The sequence below is a fragment of the Duganella sp. GW821-FHT07F09 genome (assembly GCF_059418705.1).
Genome location: NZ_JBWKQJ010000003.1, coordinates 382033 through 397609, shown reverse-complemented (window position 1 = coordinate 397609; position 15577 = coordinate 382033). Strand labels below are relative to the sequence as shown.

13 protein-coding genes are annotated in these 15577 nt (G+C 66.1%); 3 read left to right on the top strand and 10 right to left on the bottom strand.

Features of this window, described 5'->3' with window-relative positions:
- Nucleotides 1-18 precede the first annotated feature (18 nt).
- The 3 genes from AC07P1_RS10250 to AC07P1_RS10240 all read left to right on the top strand — a co-directional run bounded on the left by AC07P1_RS10250 (nt 19) and on the right by AC07P1_RS10240 (nt 4764).
- Nucleotides 19-2211, top strand: coding sequence for an alpha-glucuronidase family glycosyl hydrolase (locus tag AC07P1_RS10250; RefSeq protein WP_494695696.1), 2193 nt, complete (start codon nt 19-21; stop codon nt 2209-2211).
- A 75-nt stretch (nt 2212-2286) separates the two neighbouring features.
- The gene (locus AC07P1_RS10245; RefSeq protein ID WP_494695695.1) at nt 2287-3381 is read left to right on the top strand and encodes a LacI family DNA-binding transcriptional regulator; all 1095 of its coding nucleotides are present in this window, start codon (nt 2287-2289) and stop codon (nt 3379-3381) included.
- 645 nt (nt 3382-4026) lie between these two features.
- Nucleotides 4027-4764 carry a hypothetical protein gene (locus AC07P1_RS10240; RefSeq protein ID WP_494695694.1) on the top strand — a complete coding sequence of 246 codons (738 nt, stop codon included), beginning with the start codon at nt 4027-4029 and terminating at the stop codon, nt 4762-4764.
- 24 nt (nt 4765-4788) lie between these two features.
- Here the strand turns inward: AC07P1_RS10240 and AC07P1_RS10235 are convergent, their stop codons facing one another.
- The 10 genes from AC07P1_RS10235 to AC07P1_RS10190 all read right to left on the bottom strand — a co-directional run bounded on the left by AC07P1_RS10235 (nt 4789) and on the right by AC07P1_RS10190 (nt 15565).
- Nucleotides 4789-6414, bottom strand: coding sequence for a DUF4394 domain-containing protein (locus AC07P1_RS10235; RefSeq protein ID WP_494695693.1), 1626 nt, complete (start codon nt 6412-6414; stop codon nt 4789-4791).
- A 194-nt stretch (nt 6415-6608) separates the two neighbouring features.
- Nucleotides 6609-7175: a HupE/UreJ family protein gene (locus tag AC07P1_RS10230; protein WP_494695692.1), complete on the bottom strand. Its 567-nt coding sequence runs from the start codon at nt 7173-7175 to the stop codon at nt 6609-6611.
- 35 nt (nt 7176-7210) lie between these two features.
- Nucleotides 7211-8320 carry a CobW family GTP-binding protein gene (locus AC07P1_RS10225; protein ID WP_494695691.1) on the bottom strand — a complete coding sequence of 370 codons (1110 nt, stop codon included), beginning with the start codon at nt 8318-8320 and terminating at the stop codon, nt 7211-7213.
- Complete coding sequence (cobJ, locus tag AC07P1_RS10220; RefSeq protein WP_494695690.1) at nt 8317-9861, bottom strand: precorrin-3B C(17)-methyltransferase; 1545 nt, start codon at nt 9859-9861, stop codon at nt 8317-8319. Before cobJ ends, AC07P1_RS10225 begins: the two co-directional genes overlap by 4 nt.
- Complete coding sequence (locus AC07P1_RS10215) at nt 9861-10637, bottom strand: cobalamin biosynthesis protein (RefSeq protein ID WP_494695689.1); 777 nt, start codon at nt 10635-10637, stop codon at nt 9861-9863. The genes cobJ and AC07P1_RS10215 overlap by 1 nt, the downstream gene beginning before the upstream one ends.
- Nucleotides 10634-11407 carry a precorrin-4 C(11)-methyltransferase gene (cobM, locus tag AC07P1_RS10210; protein WP_494695688.1) on the bottom strand — a complete coding sequence of 258 codons (774 nt, stop codon included), beginning with the start codon at nt 11405-11407 and terminating at the stop codon, nt 10634-10636. Before cobM ends, AC07P1_RS10215 begins: the two co-directional genes overlap by 4 nt.
- A 1-nt stretch (nt 11408) precedes the next feature.
- On the bottom strand, nt 11409-12143 hold the full coding sequence (gene cobI / locus AC07P1_RS10205) for a precorrin-2 C(20)-methyltransferase (RefSeq protein ID WP_494695687.1): 735 nt from the start codon (nt 12141-12143) through the stop codon (nt 11409-11411).
- Nucleotides 12140-13288: a cobalt-precorrin-5B (C(1))-methyltransferase CbiD gene (gene cbiD, locus AC07P1_RS10200; RefSeq protein WP_494695686.1), complete on the bottom strand. Its 1149-nt coding sequence runs from the start codon at nt 13286-13288 to the stop codon at nt 12140-12142. Before cbiD ends, cobI begins: the two co-directional genes overlap by 4 nt.
- Entirely contained in the window at nt 13275-14864 is a 1590-nt protein-coding gene (locus AC07P1_RS10195) for a precorrin-8X methylmutase (protein WP_494695685.1), read from the bottom strand. The genes cbiD and AC07P1_RS10195 overlap by 14 nt, the downstream gene beginning before the upstream one ends.
- Nucleotides 14861-15565, bottom strand: coding sequence for a cobalt-precorrin-7 (C(5))-methyltransferase (locus AC07P1_RS10190; RefSeq protein ID WP_494695684.1), 705 nt, complete (start codon nt 15563-15565; stop codon nt 14861-14863). The genes AC07P1_RS10195 and AC07P1_RS10190 overlap by 4 nt, the downstream gene beginning before the upstream one ends.
- Nucleotides 15566-15577: the final 12 nt, after the last annotated feature.

The window sequence follows — 15577 nt, the reverse complement described above, 5'->3', positions numbered from 1 at the left end:
AATACAAACGGAGACAAGATGGCAAACATATTTATCAAGCTGATGACGACTGTATTGTTGTCGTTGGCCGCTGCGGCGCCGGCATGCGCCGCCGACGAAGACGGCTACGACCTGTGGCTGCGCTACCACCCACTGGAACGCGCGTCGCAGGCCAAACTACAGGCGCAGGCCCGGACGCTGGTCCTGACGGGCAAGCCCTCGCCCACGTCGCAGGCCACGCTCAGCGAACTGCAAAAGGGACTGCAAGGCATGCTGGGAAGCACGCCGGCGACATCGACGACGATACGCGATGGTTCGCTGGTACTGGCGACGCCGGCGACACTGCCGGAACTGTCCGCGTCCTCCTCCCCGCTGCGCGCCGAGCTGGCGGCCTTGGGCCAGGAAGGCTACCTGCTGCGTCAAACACGCGTACAGGGCCACAACGTGACCTTGATAGCAGCCAACAGCGACATCGGCCTGTTGTACGGTTCCTTCGCCTGGCTGCGCGCGGCAGCCACCGGCGCGGCGGCGGAAGCCAGTTCGGCGCCCAAGCTGCAACTGCGCCTGCTGAACCATTGGGATAACCTGGACCGCACTGTGGAACGCGGCTACTCCGGCTTCTCCATTTGGGACTGGTGGGCACTGCCGGACATCGCCGACCGGCGCTACACCGATTACGCACGCGCCAACGCCTCCCTGGGCATCAACGGCACGGTCCTCAACAACGTCAACTCCAAGCCGGAGGTGCTGACCGCAGCCTTCATCGCCAAGGCCGCGGCCGTCGCCGACATTTTGCGCCCCTACGGTATCAAGGTTTACCTGTCCGCGCGCTTCTCGACGCCGTTGGAACTGAAAGAAACCGACACCGCCGATCCGCTCTCGCCGGCGGTGCAGGCATGGTGGCGCAAGAAGGCCGACGAGATCTACCGCGCGATCCCGGACTTCGGCGGCTTCCTGGTCAAGGCCAATTCGGAAGGCCAGCCAGGCCCGCAGGACTACCACCGCACCCACGTCGACGGCGCCAACATGCTGGCCGCCGCCGTTGCGCCGCACAAGGGCATCGTCATGTGGCGCGCCTTCGTCTACGCGCACGGCGCCGACAAGGCCACCGACCGCGCCAAGCAGGCCTACGACGAATTCACGCCGCTCGACGGCAAGTTCGCGTCCAACGTCATGGTGCAGGTGAAGAACGGCGCCATCGACTTCCAGCCGCGCGAACCATTCCATCCGCTGTTCGGCGGCATGCCGAAGACGCCGCTGATGATGGAATTCCAGATCACCAAGGAGTACCTCGGCTTCTCCACCGACCTGGCCTACCTGGGCACCATGTTCGAAGAGACGCTGCGAGCCGACACCAGGCGCGCGCCGCAAGGCCTGACGGTGGCGCAGGTCGTCGAGGGCAAGGCCCTGCCGCCGGCGTCGGCCGGGCGCCCACCCCTGACCGGCATGGCCGGCGTTGCCAACATCGGCACGGACCGCAACTGGACCGGCCACCACTTCGACCAGGCCAACTGGTACGCGTACGGCCGCCTGGCGTGGAACCCGCAGGCATCGGCGCGCGACATCGCCGTCGAATGGGCCGCCCAGACCTTCAGTCCCGACACAAGCGTCACCGCGCCGGTGGTCGACATCATGATGATGTCGCGCGAAACCGTGGTCGATTACATGACGCCACTGGGCCTGCACCACATGATGGGGACCTCCCACCACCACGGCCCGGCGCCATGGATCGACAATCTGGAGCGCGAGGACTGGAATCCGGTCTACTACCATCGCGCCGCCCGCGACGGCATCGGCTTCGACCGCACCGCCAAGGGCACCAACGCGCTGGCCCAGTACGCGCCGGAGATCGCACGCCAGTATGCCGATCCGCGCACCACGCCGCCGGAATTCCTGCTGTGGTTCCATCACCTGCCGTGGGATTACGCCATGCCATCGGGCCGCACGCTGTGGGCCGAACTGATACACCACTACGACACCGGCGTGCGCGGCGCGCGCGAGCTGCAATCGCGCTGGATGGCGCTGCGGCCGCTGATCGACGCCCGTCGCCACGCCGAAGTGGCGCAGCGCCTGCAGCGCCAGGTGGCCAACGCCGAATTGTGGCGCAATGCCTGCATCGCCTACTTCCAGTCGGTGAACGGCTTGCCGCTGCCGCCGGGCGTGGCGCCGCCGCCAAAGCCGCTGGACTACTACAAGGCCATCCATTTCCCTTACGCGCCGGGCCGGGGATAACAGGAAAATCATTTGCTAAAATCGCATCTACAGCCCAGCTCGTGTAGCATTGGTGGACCTGACCCTGGAGTGAAGATGACAAGTAGAGAGCAAGGCCCCCTGGAACCGCCGGCGCAAGCACCGACAATGACCGATGTCGCCAAGCTGGCCGGCGTGTCCCCGATGACCGTGTCGCGCGTGATGAACGGCGACGCCAAAGTGAGCGAGAAGACCCGCAACCGCGTGGCCGACGCCGTCGCCGCCCTGAGCTACGTGCCCAATCAGGCGGCGCGCCGCCTGGCCGGTTCGCGCTCGATCCGCATCGGTTTCTTGTACAGTAATCCAAGCGCCGGCTACCTGAGCGAATTCCTGGTCGGCCTGCTCAACCAGGCCGGCCCGAACAACGTCCAGCTGGTGGTGGAAAAGTGCGAGGCCGATGAACACGGCGTCGAACAGGCGCGCCGCCTGATCGCCAATGGCGTCGACGGCATCATCCTGCCGCCGCCGCTGTGCGACTCGAAACAGCTGATCGACTTGATCACCGATGCCGGCACGCCGACCGTGACGGTTGCCTGTGGCCAGCCGGACCCGCGTGTCAGCGGCGTGAGCATCGACGACTACGCGGCCGCCCATGCAATGGCCTGCCATCTGATCGCGCTGGGACACCAGCGCATCGGCTTCGTCGCCGGCCATCCGAACCAGAGCGCGAGCGCGCGCCGGCTGGCCGGTTTCAAGGCAGCCATCGCCGAGCATCACGCGCAGGGCGCGCCGGAGCTGATCGTGCCGGGGATGTTCACCTATCGTTCGGGGTTGGACGCGGCGGAGATCCTGCTGGCGCAGGAACCGCGTCCTACCGCCATCTTCGCCAGCAACGACGACATGGCCGCCGCCGTCGTGGCGATCGCCCACAGATTGGGACTGGACGTGCCGGGCGACCTGACCGTGGCCGGCTTCGACGATACCGCGTTGGCGACGACGATCTGGCCCGAACTCACCACCGTGCGCCAGCCCATCACCGGCATGGCCGAGGCGGCGCTGCGGTCGCTGGTACAGCAGGTCCGCGCCCGCCACGGCGGCGCGCCGCAGCCGCCGGAACACGCGTTGATGGACTATGCACTGATACGGCGCCAGTCGGACGCGGCACCGCGCATGCGGCCCCCGGCCAGGATCGTCAAGCGCGGCGCCAGATAAGACACCGCCCATCCCCGCGATTGGTCGAAACAGTATAGGCGCGGGTCAAGAACAGTTTCCTTCAGTCTAGAACGCGCCCCGGCGGCACGCGCCCGCATGTGTGAACCGCGCCCCCGGGCCATGACACTATTTAAGACTAGTCCTACAAACACGCCGCGAGAACGCCTATACCGCCCAAGCTCAGGTGTAGCTAAGATACGTATCAACACTACACCACGGAGGTCACCATGAAACAACTGAATGTACCCGCCAAGTTCGCCTTTGCGTTGATCCTGACTGCCGCAGCTGTTACCGGCTGCAAAAAACAAGAAGCCGATCCAGTTACACCAGAAGCCACGACCGCCCCAACCCCGGCGCCCAGCGCGACGCCTTCGACGCCGACCCCGGCTCCGGACGCAACCACGCCACCGGCCGCTGGCAGCCCGAACCCTACGGACGCCACGACCCCGCCGGCAACGACCACGCCCGAGTCGACGCCTCCGGCTCGCTGATCGGTCCCGGCGCCGCATAGCGTGTAGCGCGGCGTAGTATGATGCAGCACCGGCCTGAAGGCGGCATTGCCGCTCTCGGGCTGTTTTGCGTGAACCGCGTGCACCGAATGGACGTGTGAGCGCGAAATCATCCTGATACCCCGATAACATAGCGATGGCGAAGACTCCCCGCGATACCACTTTCCCGCCACATCCGGTCACCGCGTTCGAATGCACGCAACTGCTGTCCGGCCGCGCCAAACCGGTCCGCTACGCGACCGCCTCGATCGACGATCAAAACCGTACCGTCGCCATTCAAGTGACGCTGAACTATCGCATGCCGACGCTCGCGGCCCGGGTTCTCGGCCAGTCCAGACGCGTCCCGGACGACCGCTTCAGCCACTACACGCAACTGGCGGACCTCGGATTGCGCAAATACTGGAGCCGCACCATCACCTTGCATGGCGCCGGCTACGCGGTAACCGTCTCGGCGCGGCACGCGGCGGGCGGCCTGCCGCTGATCCTGGCCCACACCGGCAGCCCCCTGCTAGGGCCGTTGAGCTGCCGCTCCAGCAATCCCTACCCTCTACTACGCGGAAACCTCTACTACGAGCCCCGGCACGAGAGCGACGCCGACGCCATGTTCGCGATGACGGCCGCGCACGAGATCGGCCACGCCTTTCTCACCAGCGCCTTCGGCATACACTGGTCGTGGGGACATGGCGGAACCTCCTCGATCTTCGGACGGACGGCGGCCGCCGCGCCCCCTTACCCAAAGTCCGGCGAGATCGCGTTGATGAGCTACTATCGCCGCGACCCGGTTGCGACGATCCATCGCGACGACATACTGCGAAGAACCATCGCGAGCGAGAACGACGTCAAGACCTTGCTATACATCGCCGGGCGGGAATAGGGTCACTTCGGGATCGCTTCAGGATCACTTCAGGGAGATGGCCAGGTCGATCAAGCCCACCTGGCCGTTGCCGATCGCGGAATTGGCGACCGTCCCCGTGCCATTGACCGGCACCGCCGCGCCGGTGGCCAGATCCACCCGGTACAGCAGGCTCGCGCCGTTGATCGAACTACGCAATGCCGCCAGCGCCAGTCCATTGGCGCCGCCGGCGATGTCCATCGCCACGTCGCCCACCGCGCTCGCGCCCAGCGATCCCACGTTGACCAGGATGCCGTCGTTCGGTGGATTTTGCGTCATCAGGTTGCCGCCGCTGGTGTTGATATCGTAAAGCACCGTCGCCGTGGCGCCCGCGTAGCTGTTGGTGTACGCCGCCGCCGTCACGCCGTTACTATTGACCGGACCATCGGTCGTGGTGGCGCCGTTGTCGACGTTGATGCGCAGGTTCTGGCCCGAATCGCTGATCACGCGCAAGCGGTCGGCGACCGGGTTGAAGTCCACCGCGAAACCGGTGCCGATCAGGTTCGAGAACGGCGACGAGCTGTCGGCAGTGTCGGCGGCGAGTGTCGCCTTGGCGGTGATGGCCCCTGTGGCGGGATCGATGGTCACGATGCGGCCGTTCGAGGACAGGCCATACAGCAAACCGTCCTTGGGACGAATATCGAAGCCCAGCAGCCGCTCGCTGCCGGACAGACCGGTGATCGCCACATTGGTGTCCAGGGTATTCGGCGTGGCGGCCTTGAAGGAGACGATACGACCGTCCGAAGTCAGGCCGTAGACCACTGGCGCGGCCGGAGTGCGGACGGCGACCCCGCGCAAATCCTCGCTGGCGCCGACTGTGGCGACCAGCGAGGCCGGATTGGCGGTCGCGCCCAGGTTGATGGTGTACAGATTGCGCGCTCCGCCGACGGTCATCACGGCGTAGCCGGTGTTGGTGCGCGCATCGATGTCGAAACCGGCCACGCTGGTGGCGGAGACGCCCAGCGGCAGCGGGCTGGCCAAGGTGCCGTTGTTGGGCGGATTCTGCGTATACAACGTGCCGTTGACGGCATCGATGACGAACAGCGTGGTGCCGGCGGTACCGGCAAAGCTGTTGGTGTAGGCGGCGGCGTTGACGGCGGTATTGGCCGCGCCGCCGTTGATCGAACCGTCGGTGGTCGTGGCGCCCGTATCGACATTCACGCGCAGGCTCTGGCCCGCGTTGCCGACGATGCGCAAACGGTCGGCCGCCGGATTGAAATCGACGCCGAATTCGGTGCCCGCGAGCGCCGTGAACGGAGCGCTGGTATCCGCGCTATCGGCCGCCAGCGTGGACTTCAGCGTGGCGGCGCCGGTCGCGCCGTTCAACGTATAAATCCGGCCGGTGCTGCCAACGCCATACAGTTGGCCGTCGGCGGGACGATAGTCGATACCGAGCAGGTTTTCGCCGGCCTGCAAGCCGCTCACGGTAGCCGTGGTGCGGATGGTGGCCGGGGTGGCACGGTCGAAAGACAGCAGCTTATTGCTGACGGTCAAGATGATGACATCACCCGTGTCGCCGGCTTGCGGCGGTTTGTCATCGTCGTCCTTGTCGATATCCTCGGTGAACCCACAAGCGGACAGCGAGGCGGCGATGGCGGAAACCAGTAACAGTTTGCTGAATGGCAGTGGCATGGTTGGTCTCTTCTTTTAAAAGTGAGTGGACGTGCCGCCCGGCCGTGATGACGAGGAGCGCACCCCTACACTACCCTTGACCACTGCTTTTGGATGCAGCGCACGTAAAAAATAATTTATAGATAATATTTTACGCTACTTGGTCACAATTCAAGCACCCAAATAGTCAAGCGCATACATTCAAACGAGCCCCCTCAAGCGGCCATGCCGAGCCACATGCCGGCCAGCGCGATAACACCGCCGCCGGTGCGCAGCCAGCCGCTGTGGCGACGGACCGCGCGCCCCACCCCCAACCCCGTGATGTGCAGCGCGGCGCTGGCGGAGACGAAGCCCACGCCGTACAGCCAGGCGTTGCCCATGGCAGGCATCTCGGTGCCGTGCGCGTAGCCGTGGAAGACGGCGAAGCCGCCGACGATCAGCGCCGCCGGCGGGGTCTTCAATTTGACGGCGAAGCCGATCAACAAACCAAGTAGCAGCACGGAAGTGACGATGCCCGCTTCGACCATCGGCAGCGCCGCGCCGCTCACGCCCAGCGCCGCGCCGGCGGCCAGGAAAGCCACGAAGCTGGCCGGCAGCAGCCATTGCGCGCGGCCGCCCAATTGCGCGCCCCACAGGCCGACGGCCAGCATCGCCAGAATATGGTCGATGCCCGTCAGCGGATGCATCAGGCCAGCCATCGCGCCGTCCGAGTGGCCCGGATGGGCCAGGGCGGCGCCGCCATGGATCAGCGCCAGCGACGCCAGGATTAGTTTGGATTTCATAGGTACTCCTTTAGGTAAATAATAAAATGAGGGGCTCAGCGCCACGCGGTGCCGGTGCGCTCCGTCAGCAGCGCGGCGACCTTGACGCGGTTGATGTGATAGCCGATGAAGACCAGCTGCGAACGCCGCGCCGCAACCCTGGCGGCGTCCGCCCGCAAGGTCAGGCGGGCGCGCACGCCCTGCACCAGCACCGCGTTGTCCGTGTCGCGCAACCGGATATAACCTTTGCTGCGCAGGATAGGCTCGGCCCGCGCTGCTTCGAGCAGCGCGGATTTGAGCTGTTCCTCGTCCTGCGGCGCGTCGCTGCGCAGCACGAAAGACAACCAGCCCGGGTCCTGTTCATGAAAATGCTTGTGGGTGGCCAGTCCGTGACTGTGCGCGCCCAGACCGGAATGCGCGTGGCCGTTCAGGCGGTTCTGGCCGGCCAGCGGTGCCGCCTGCGCTCCCGGCACCGTCGCCAGCGGTGTGAAGATGTGGATATGCTCGGTGCGGGTGGGCTGGTGCAGCCGCAGACCCAGCGCCAGCCGGATATCGAGCTGCGCCCGGTACGCCAGCTCCAGAAAACGCACCTTGGGCGCGCGCCGGCGCACCCGCGTCTCGGCCAGCAACAGCGCCGCCTCGTCCAACTCATCGATCTTGTTCAGCACGACCACGTCGGCGTATTCCAGCTGCTGGTCGAACATCGTGGCGGCGGCGCTCTCGCCATCTTGCTGTCCGTATTCGAAGCGGTCGGACAGCAGCAACGGCGTGTCCACCACCGCCAGCGTGGCGTCGAGGATGAAATCGTCGGCCAGCTCCGCGCTTTGCAGCAGTTCCATCACCGCCGTCGGCAGCGCCAGGCCGGATGTCTCGATCAACACATGGTCGATCTGCGCGCGCCGCCCGGCGAGCGCCCGCATAGCCGGCACGAACAGCACATCGTCACCGTACGCGATCAACCCATGGGGGAAATCCTGGATGCATACCTGGGGGTCGTCGCCGACGCCGTCGCGCACCAGGGCGCCGTCCACCGATATCTCGCCGAACTCGTTGATCAGCAGGGCCAGACGGCGCGTCTGCCGCCGCTCGACCAGGCCGCGCAGCAAGGTCGTCTTGCCGGCGCCCAGAAAGCCGGTGACGATGGTCACGGGGATCAACTGCTTCATAACGCCGCGCATTCCCTGATCGCGTCGGCGACGTCGGCCACCATCGCCGGGTACTCGATACGCGGACGCGCCACCACCAGCAATGGAATTCCAAGCGTTTTGGCCGCCCGCACCTTGGCCTGATAGCCCCCCGCGCCGCCGGAATCTTTGGTCACCACGCAATCGATGCCCCAGTCGCGCCAAAGCGCCGTATTGAAATCGGCGGAGAACGGTCCCTGCATCGCGCAAATACGTTCGCGCGGAATACCCAGGGCCAGCGCGCGTTCGATCAGTTCCGGCTCGGCGGTTTGGCGCACGAACCACTGCTTGCCGGCGGCGCCAGGCGTGCGCATGAACGTCGCCAGATCCTTCGATCCCGTCGCCAGGAAAATACGCAGCCCCAGGGCGGCGGCACGTTCGGCCGCCTGTTCCATGGAAGCGCACAATTCCCCGTCTTGCGGCTGGTACTCGCTCGGGCGTTCATAGCGTAGATACGGGATGCCCAGCTCCTTCGACAATCCAATCAGCTGTTCCGACATGCCGCTGGCGTAGGGATGGGTGGCATCGAGCAGCAGACGGGCGCTCTTTTGCGTCAGCACACGGCGGCGCGCCTCCACGCCCTGCCGGCCCGACCAGATGCTGACACCGGGACAATCCTGGCGTGCCATGTCGCCGCCATGGTCGCTGGCCGCCGATACCACCACTTTTCCATCCTGTCCCTCCGCCAGCTGCGCGGCCAGGGCATTGCCGTCGCTGGTGCCGGAGAATACCCATAGCGCGTTGTCCGGCAGTTCCTCTTCCCGCGCTGTATCCTTCACCTCCGGCTGCGCCCAATCGTTGTAGCCACGCGGCGTGAAGATGCTGCCGCGTTTTCGCATCGTGAAGCGGTTGCCCACTACGATGGTGGTCAGCATGTCGAACTTCAGCGACGGCAGCTCGTCGAGCCGGTAAATCGCCACTTCCTGGCCGGGACGGTAGGCATTCTTGACCACTCCACACAGCGTGTGCGGCGCTTTCGATTCCAGCATCAACTGCAGCACGCGGTAGACGCCCTCCTGCCGGCTGGCGCTTTGCACGTTGTACATCACGCAAGCCAGATCCGCCTGGGCGATATGGCGGGCGCGGTGTTCGATCCACTCCCAGGGGCACAGCAGGTCGGAGAGGCTGAGCGTGGCGAAATCGTGCGACAGCGGAGAACCCAGCAAGGAAGCGCAGGCATTGGCCGAGGTAATACCCGGCACCACATTCACCTCGTAGGTATCGTCTTCGCGCATTTCCTCGAACGCCAGCGCGGCCATCGCGTAGATGCCGATGTCGCCGCTGGAGATCAGCGCGACCCTGGCGCCGGCACGCGCATGTTCGATCGCCAGCATGGCACGTTCGCGCTCCTGCGTCAGCGGTGGCGTGTGGATCTCCTTGCCCTCGATATGGGGCGCGATCCAGCGCAGATACAATTCATAGGCCACGATGACATCGCTGTCGCGCAAGGCCGCGATGGCGCGCGGCACGATCAAATCGTCGAAGCCCGGTCCCACCGACACCAAATTCAAAACACCACTCATCAGATTTCCATCCATTTATCCAGTACCACTGCGACGGCGACGCCGTCCAGGCTTGTTTTGGGCACCAGCAGCGCGCCGCGCGCACTGGCCACCAGGGCGCACGGCTCGCACACGCCGTCCAGCCCCACGTTCTGCCGCACCCAGTCGGACGGCCTGCCGACCCAGGGCCGGGCCGCCAGGTCCGCCCGCGAAAACACGCGCAGCGGCAAATCGTACCGGGCGCAAAATTCCAGCAGGCCGGGTTCCGCCGCCTTCAGGTCGACGGTCGCCATTTCGCGCACGTCGCCGATGCCGTAGCCGCCGCCCGCCTTCAGCGCTTGCAGTACGGCGGCCTCGATGCGGTCCGCCGCGACGCCCTTGCGGCAGCCTATGCCCACCGTCAGCGGCTTGAGCGCCTCGGTGGCCGTCGTCACCACCGGCACCGCGCCAACCACCCGCCCGACCCGATAGGCCAGCGCGTTGGCGCCGCCCTCGTGGCCGGCCAGCAGCGCGATGGCGAAGCGACCCGCCTCGTCCAGCACCACGAGCGCCGGGTCGCTGTGCTTGTCGGCCGGCAGACCGTCCAAAAAACGCAAGGCGATGCCGCTGGCCGCGACCATGATCCATTGGGCATGGCGCCGGTAGCTGGCGGCGAATTGCGCCTTCTGGCTGCTGCCGGGCGACAGCCATGGACGGTATATCTCGCCGCCGAGACGCGCCTGCAGGGTGGTCGCCAGCGCCTCGCCCTCCGCGCGCACCAGCCATATGCCCAGGGTCGCGGTCAGGGCCGGGATCATGCAGCGTCCTTCTTCTTCACCACCCGGAACAGATGGGTGAAGTCCTTCGAATACAAGCTCGATTCGGCGGCGATGTTCTTGTCCAGCGCGGCGCCGATCAGCATCATCGTGGTCAGGTTCCACGCGCCGCGCTTGGTGTCTTGCAGCACCGTGCCCAGCGTGCCCTGGTAGATCTTCTGCTGCGGCCAGCTGGCGCGGTAGACCAGGCTGACCGGCGTGTCCAGCGGATAGTGCAGCGACAGGTCGGCCACGATCTTCTTCAGGTGCGGGCCGGAGAGGAAGATGCACATGGTGGCGCGATGCTCCGCCAGCCGCGCGATCGATTCCAGTTCCGGCACCGCCGAGGCGCGGCCGGAGACGCGCGTCAGTATCACGCTCTGCGACACCTCAGGCTTGGTCAGTTCCGACTGGATCGCGGCGGCGGCGGCCGTGAACGACGACACGCCGGGCACGATCTCGTACTCGATACCGAGCGCCTCCAGGCGGCGCATCTGCTCCGCCGTGGCGCCGTAAATCGCCGGATCGCCCGAATGCAGCCGCACCACGTCGGTGCCAGCCGCCTGCGCTCGGACGTAGCAGGCCTGCTGCTGCTCCAGATCCAGTTCTGCGGTGTCGATCAACTCCGTGCCGGGTACGCAGTGGTTCAGCATTTCGGTCGGCACCAGCGACCCGGCGTACAGCACCATGCTGACGCTGCCCAGCAAGCGCGCGCCTCGCAAGGTGATCAGATCGGCGGCGCCGGGACCGGCCCCCACAAAGTAAACTTTCATCTCAACGCTCCTTTCGCGGGGAGCGACGCACCAGCAATGTGGCCAGATAACCCATCGCCTCGTCGGCCACCAGATCGCCGACGCCGGAGGCCAGCAACTCCCCCGGCAGTCCGATACGGCGGGCGAACGCGCAATGCCGGGCGATGTCCATCTCGCGCAGCAGATCGAGCACCCAACCCAGACGGGCGCCCACTTTCATCAGCACCACGATATCGTGGCTCTCGATGTCGCGCCGCAGCTCCTCCGGCGTCTCGGGACAGGGCAATATCAGCACGCGCTCCTTGCCCTCGCCCAGCGGCCATGCCAGCGCCGATGCCGCCGCCGCGTAGCTGGTCACGCCGGGGAAGGTGCGGTGCGGCAGCCCGGGGATGCGCTCACGCAGCGCCGCCAGCACGTAGCCGTAGGTCGAATAGGTCAGCGTGTCGCCGATGGTCAGGTAGGCGACATTGCGGCCGGACCGCAGCTCGGCGGCGATCATGTCGGCCAGCTGCGCATAATGCTCGCTGAGCACCGCGCGGTCCGGGTCCATATTGAATTCGATCTCGCGCAGCTTGCCGGCGTCGGGCTCGAACCCGGTGCCGGCCAGGCATTGCAGCGCCACCGAATCGGCCGCGCCGCGCGCACGCGGTGCATACACCAGATCCGCCTGGCGCAACGCATCCAGCGCCGCCAGCGGCAGATAGCCCGCCGGACCGGGGCCGACGCCTATGCCCCACAGGGTGCCGACGCCGCTCATGCCCGCTCCCCGAGCAGATTGCCGGCCAGGTCGAACAAACGGACCTCCAGCCTTTGGACCGACGGCACGCGCGCGTGTGCCAATTCGCCGATGCGGCGCTCAATCTCGCGCCAAAATGCCGGCGCACCGGGTTCCCGCTTTAATCTTTCCATTGCCGCTTCCACTGTATTTGCTGTTTCAATATCGTTCACCACTTCCGGGCGGTAGCCCCACTGCGCGGCCACCCGCGCCACGCCGCCCATGGCCATGTTGCTCTTGCTGGAATGGGTGTCCCAGGCGCCGTCCAGCACCTTGGCCAGCTTGCCGGGATGGCCGGCCAGCCACAGCACGTCCAGCGTGCGGCCATCCTCCACCAGCACCGATTGCGTAAAGTCGAGCGCATCGCCCAGAAAATTCGCGATCTGCACGGTGCGCTGCTCCGGCAGCCGCAGCACATCGCGCGCATACTCGCGGCCTATCTTTCCCGGCAAGTAGGCCACACATTGCTGGCCGCCCGCCAGCGCCACCCGCACATACACTTCGATCGACGCTATCCAGGTCGACAGCGACATCGGTTCGACGATCCCCGACGTTCCGAGGATCGAGATGCCGCCGAGGATGCCCAGCCTCGGATTGAAGGTTTTTTTGGCGATGATCTCGCCGCCCTCGCAGCCGATGGTCAGATCGAAGCCGGCATCGGCCGGTTCGCCCATCGCGTCTTCCAGCACCTCGTCCACCGCCCGACGCATCATCTGGCGCGGCACCGGGTTGATGGCCGGCTCGCCGACCGCCACCCGCAACCCCGGCGCGGTGGCGATGCCGACTCCGCGCCCGGCAAAAAACCGCACCTCGCCGGCGGCGTTGCGGCGCACCTCGGCGAAGATGGTGGCACCGTGCGTGTTGTCAGGATCGTCGCCGCCATCCTTCAGCACCTCCGACCTGACCGCCTGCTCGTCCAGCCAATCGACGTGCTGTATCGGCACCGTCAGGAAATGCACGCCATCGGGCAGGCTGATATCGACCTGCGCGTCACGCTCGCCGTGCAGCAGCAGTTTCAAGGCCGCCTTGACCGCCGCCGTGGCGCAACTGCCCGTCGTGCGTCCGCGCCGCAGGCCATTCATGGCCGGCACGCTCAGATCGAAGGGCTGGCGTTCAGCCGGCATCATCTCCGGCGCCATAGCCGGCGAGCTGGTTCAGCCCATCGATCATCAGGCCGTTGACGACGCTGGCCGCCCACGGCGACCCGCCGCGCGTACCGCTATTGGTAATGCGCGGCACCTGCAGGCAGCGCCGCAGCGCATCCTTGCTCTCGCGCGTGCCGACAAAACCGACCGGCAGCGCGATCACAAGCTGCGGACGCCAACCATGGTCGCGGATCAGCCGCACCGCCTCGAAGATCGCCGTCGGCGCGTCGCCGATCGCCACCACCACGTCGTTGCCGAACTTCTCCCAGCCGCGCCGGATGCCGGCCGCCGAGCGCGTGATGCCGTATTGTTCGGCCATCAGATGCGTCTCGCGGTCATGCACGCCGCACCAGGTATCGATGCCAAGTTCCTCGAGCAGCGCGCGTTTCAGACCCGTTTGCACCATCGTCACGTCGGTCAGAACGCGCTTGCAGCGCAACAGCGCGCGGATGCCGCTGTCGACGGCGCCCGGCGAAAAATAGATGTCGTCGACGGCGTCGAAATCGCCGCTGGTATGCACCAGGCGTTGCAGCACCGTCAGTTGATCCGGCGGGAAGGACAACCACTCGCGCCCCGCCGCGATGATGCGGAAGCTCTCCGCCTCGATCGGATGCGGATCGTAGGGTTTGTAGACCGGTTCCGCACCCGCCGGCTCCCCGCCGCCCGCATCGGCCTGCGCCAGCAGTCCGCGCACCGCGAGATGGTGTGCGCGCTGCGGTTCACCCACCTGCTGCTCGAAGCCGACGATCTGCACGCGGTATTTGCACAGCGAGCAATTCATCGCCGCCCTGCCCGCGACGGCCTCGCGCGCGCGCTCGATCATCACGTCGGCGACGAGGGGGTGGACGCCGAAGTAGCCAGCCTTCAGCACCTCCAGCCCGGGCTCGCGCTCGCCCAGGTCGTCCGCCGCCGCATAGATGCGTTTCACCAGCACGCCGTCGAACAGGAAGAACGGCAGCACCACGATGCGCGCATAGCCCAGCCTCGCCGCGCTGCGAAGTCCATCGGCGACCAGTGGCTGCGCAGTACCGGAATAGCACACGAAGGCGGTGCCGAAGCCCATGCCCTCCTCCAGCATGCGCGCCAGCTTGGCCACTTCGCCATTTGCGTCCGGATCTGTCGTGCCGCGCCCCACCACCACCAAACAGGTGTCGGAACGCCTGATCGTTTGCGGCGACGTCGCTTCGGCCGCGACGATGCGCTCCTGCGCCAGCTGCAGCAGCTTGGGATCGAGGCTCATCGGCGCGCCGAAGTGGAAGTCGATCTCCGGATAATCGCGTGCCGCCGCCTGCATCTCGGCCGGCATGTCGTTCTTGGCGTGGCGCGCGGCCAGCAGCACGCCGGGCACCACCGCGACCTGGCGGGCGCCGGCCGCCAGATTGTCCGCCACCGCCTCGGCGATGGTCGGGCTGGCGAATTCCAGGTAGCCGTGGCTGACCGCGTCCCGCGGCGCGCGTTCGCGCACCAGTTCCACCAGCGCCTCGAACTCGCGCACGGCGTCCGGATCGCGGCTGCCATGGCCGGCGATGACGATGCCAAATTTCTCGCTAGCCGTCATTTCAGCGGCGCCGCTTCGATCTGGCTGTCCATGGGCGCCAGCGTACGGATCAACATGATGCTCATGTCCGAACATTGATGCTCGGCGCATTCGGCCAGCGTGCCATGCCACTCCGCCTCGCCCCGTGTCAGGTTCTCCCACACTTCGGTCGGATGCGATGGCGGAATGCCATGCTCGATCAGGTAGGCGGCGATATGCCACGGCATGAACGAGCGCGCCGCATCCCAAGGACATGGGATGACGATGGCGTTGCGTTGATCCTGCAGCACATGCACCAGGTGGCGCTTGAACGGTTCCAGGTCGCCACGGCGATGGAATGTGATGAACGTGGTTTCGTCGAAGCAGACCTTGGCGCGCGACGCGAGTATCTGCGCGGAAGATATGCCTGGCAGCGATTCGACCGGATGGCCGCAGGCGCGTTCGACCCGTTCCAGGTACTGGAAGCCGCTGAAATGGATATCGCCCATGAAAACGACCACGCAGCGCTTGCCGGCGTGGTGTTCCACCGCCACCTTGTCCAGCTGCTCCACCTGGTCGCGATAGCCCATGCTGACCACTTTCGCTGTCTCCGGTATCAGGCTGCGCACGACATTGAGCACGGCCTCGAAACCGGCGACGACGTCGGCTTCGCGTATCAGCTGCGCGCCGCGTTGGGTCAGATAGCCGATGTCGCCCGGCCCCGCACCTATACAAATGATCATGCAACTACTCCT

Coding starts and splice junctions, on each gene's coding strand:
- AC07P1_RS10250 (WP_494695696.1), top strand. CDS start 19: ATGGCAAACATATTTATCAAGCTGATGACGACTGTATTGTTGTCGTTG.
- AC07P1_RS10245 (WP_494695695.1), top strand. CDS start 2,287: ATGACAAGTAGAGAGCAAGGCCCCCTGGAACCGCCGGCGCAAGCACCG.
- AC07P1_RS10240 (WP_494695694.1), top strand. CDS start 4,027: ATGGCGAAGACTCCCCGCGATACCACTTTCCCGCCACATCCGGTCACC.
- AC07P1_RS10235 (WP_494695693.1), bottom strand. CDS start 6,414: ATGCCACTGCCATTCAGCAAACTGTTACTGGTTTCCGCCATCGCCGCC.
- AC07P1_RS10230 (WP_494695692.1), bottom strand. CDS start 7,175: ATGAAATCCAAACTAATCCTGGCGTCGCTGGCGCTGATCCATGGCGGC.
- AC07P1_RS10225 (WP_494695691.1), bottom strand. CDS start 8,320: ATGAAGCAGTTGATCCCCGTGACCATCGTCACCGGCTTTCTGGGCGCC.
- cobJ (WP_494695690.1), bottom strand. CDS start 9,861: ATGAGTGGTGTTTTGAATTTGGTGTCGGTGGGACCGGGCTTCGACGAT.
- AC07P1_RS10215 (WP_494695689.1), bottom strand. CDS start 10,637: ATGATCCCGGCCCTGACCGCGACCCTGGGCATATGGCTGGTGCGCGCG.
- cobM (WP_494695688.1), bottom strand. CDS start 11,407: ATGAAAGTTTACTTTGTGGGGGCCGGTCCCGGCGCCGCCGATCTGATC.
- cobI (WP_494695687.1), bottom strand. CDS start 12,143: ATGAGCGGCGTCGGCACCCTGTGGGGCATAGGCGTCGGCCCCGGTCCG.
- cbiD (WP_494695686.1), bottom strand. CDS start 13,288: ATGATGCCGGCTGAACGCCAGCCCTTCGATCTGAGCGTGCCGGCCATG.
- AC07P1_RS10195 (WP_494695685.1), bottom strand. CDS start 14,864: ATGACGGCTAGCGAGAAATTTGGCATCGTCATCGCCGGCCATGGCAGC.
- AC07P1_RS10190 (WP_494695684.1), bottom strand. CDS start 15,565: ATGATCATTTGTATAGGTGCGGGGCCGGGCGACATCGGCTATCTGACC.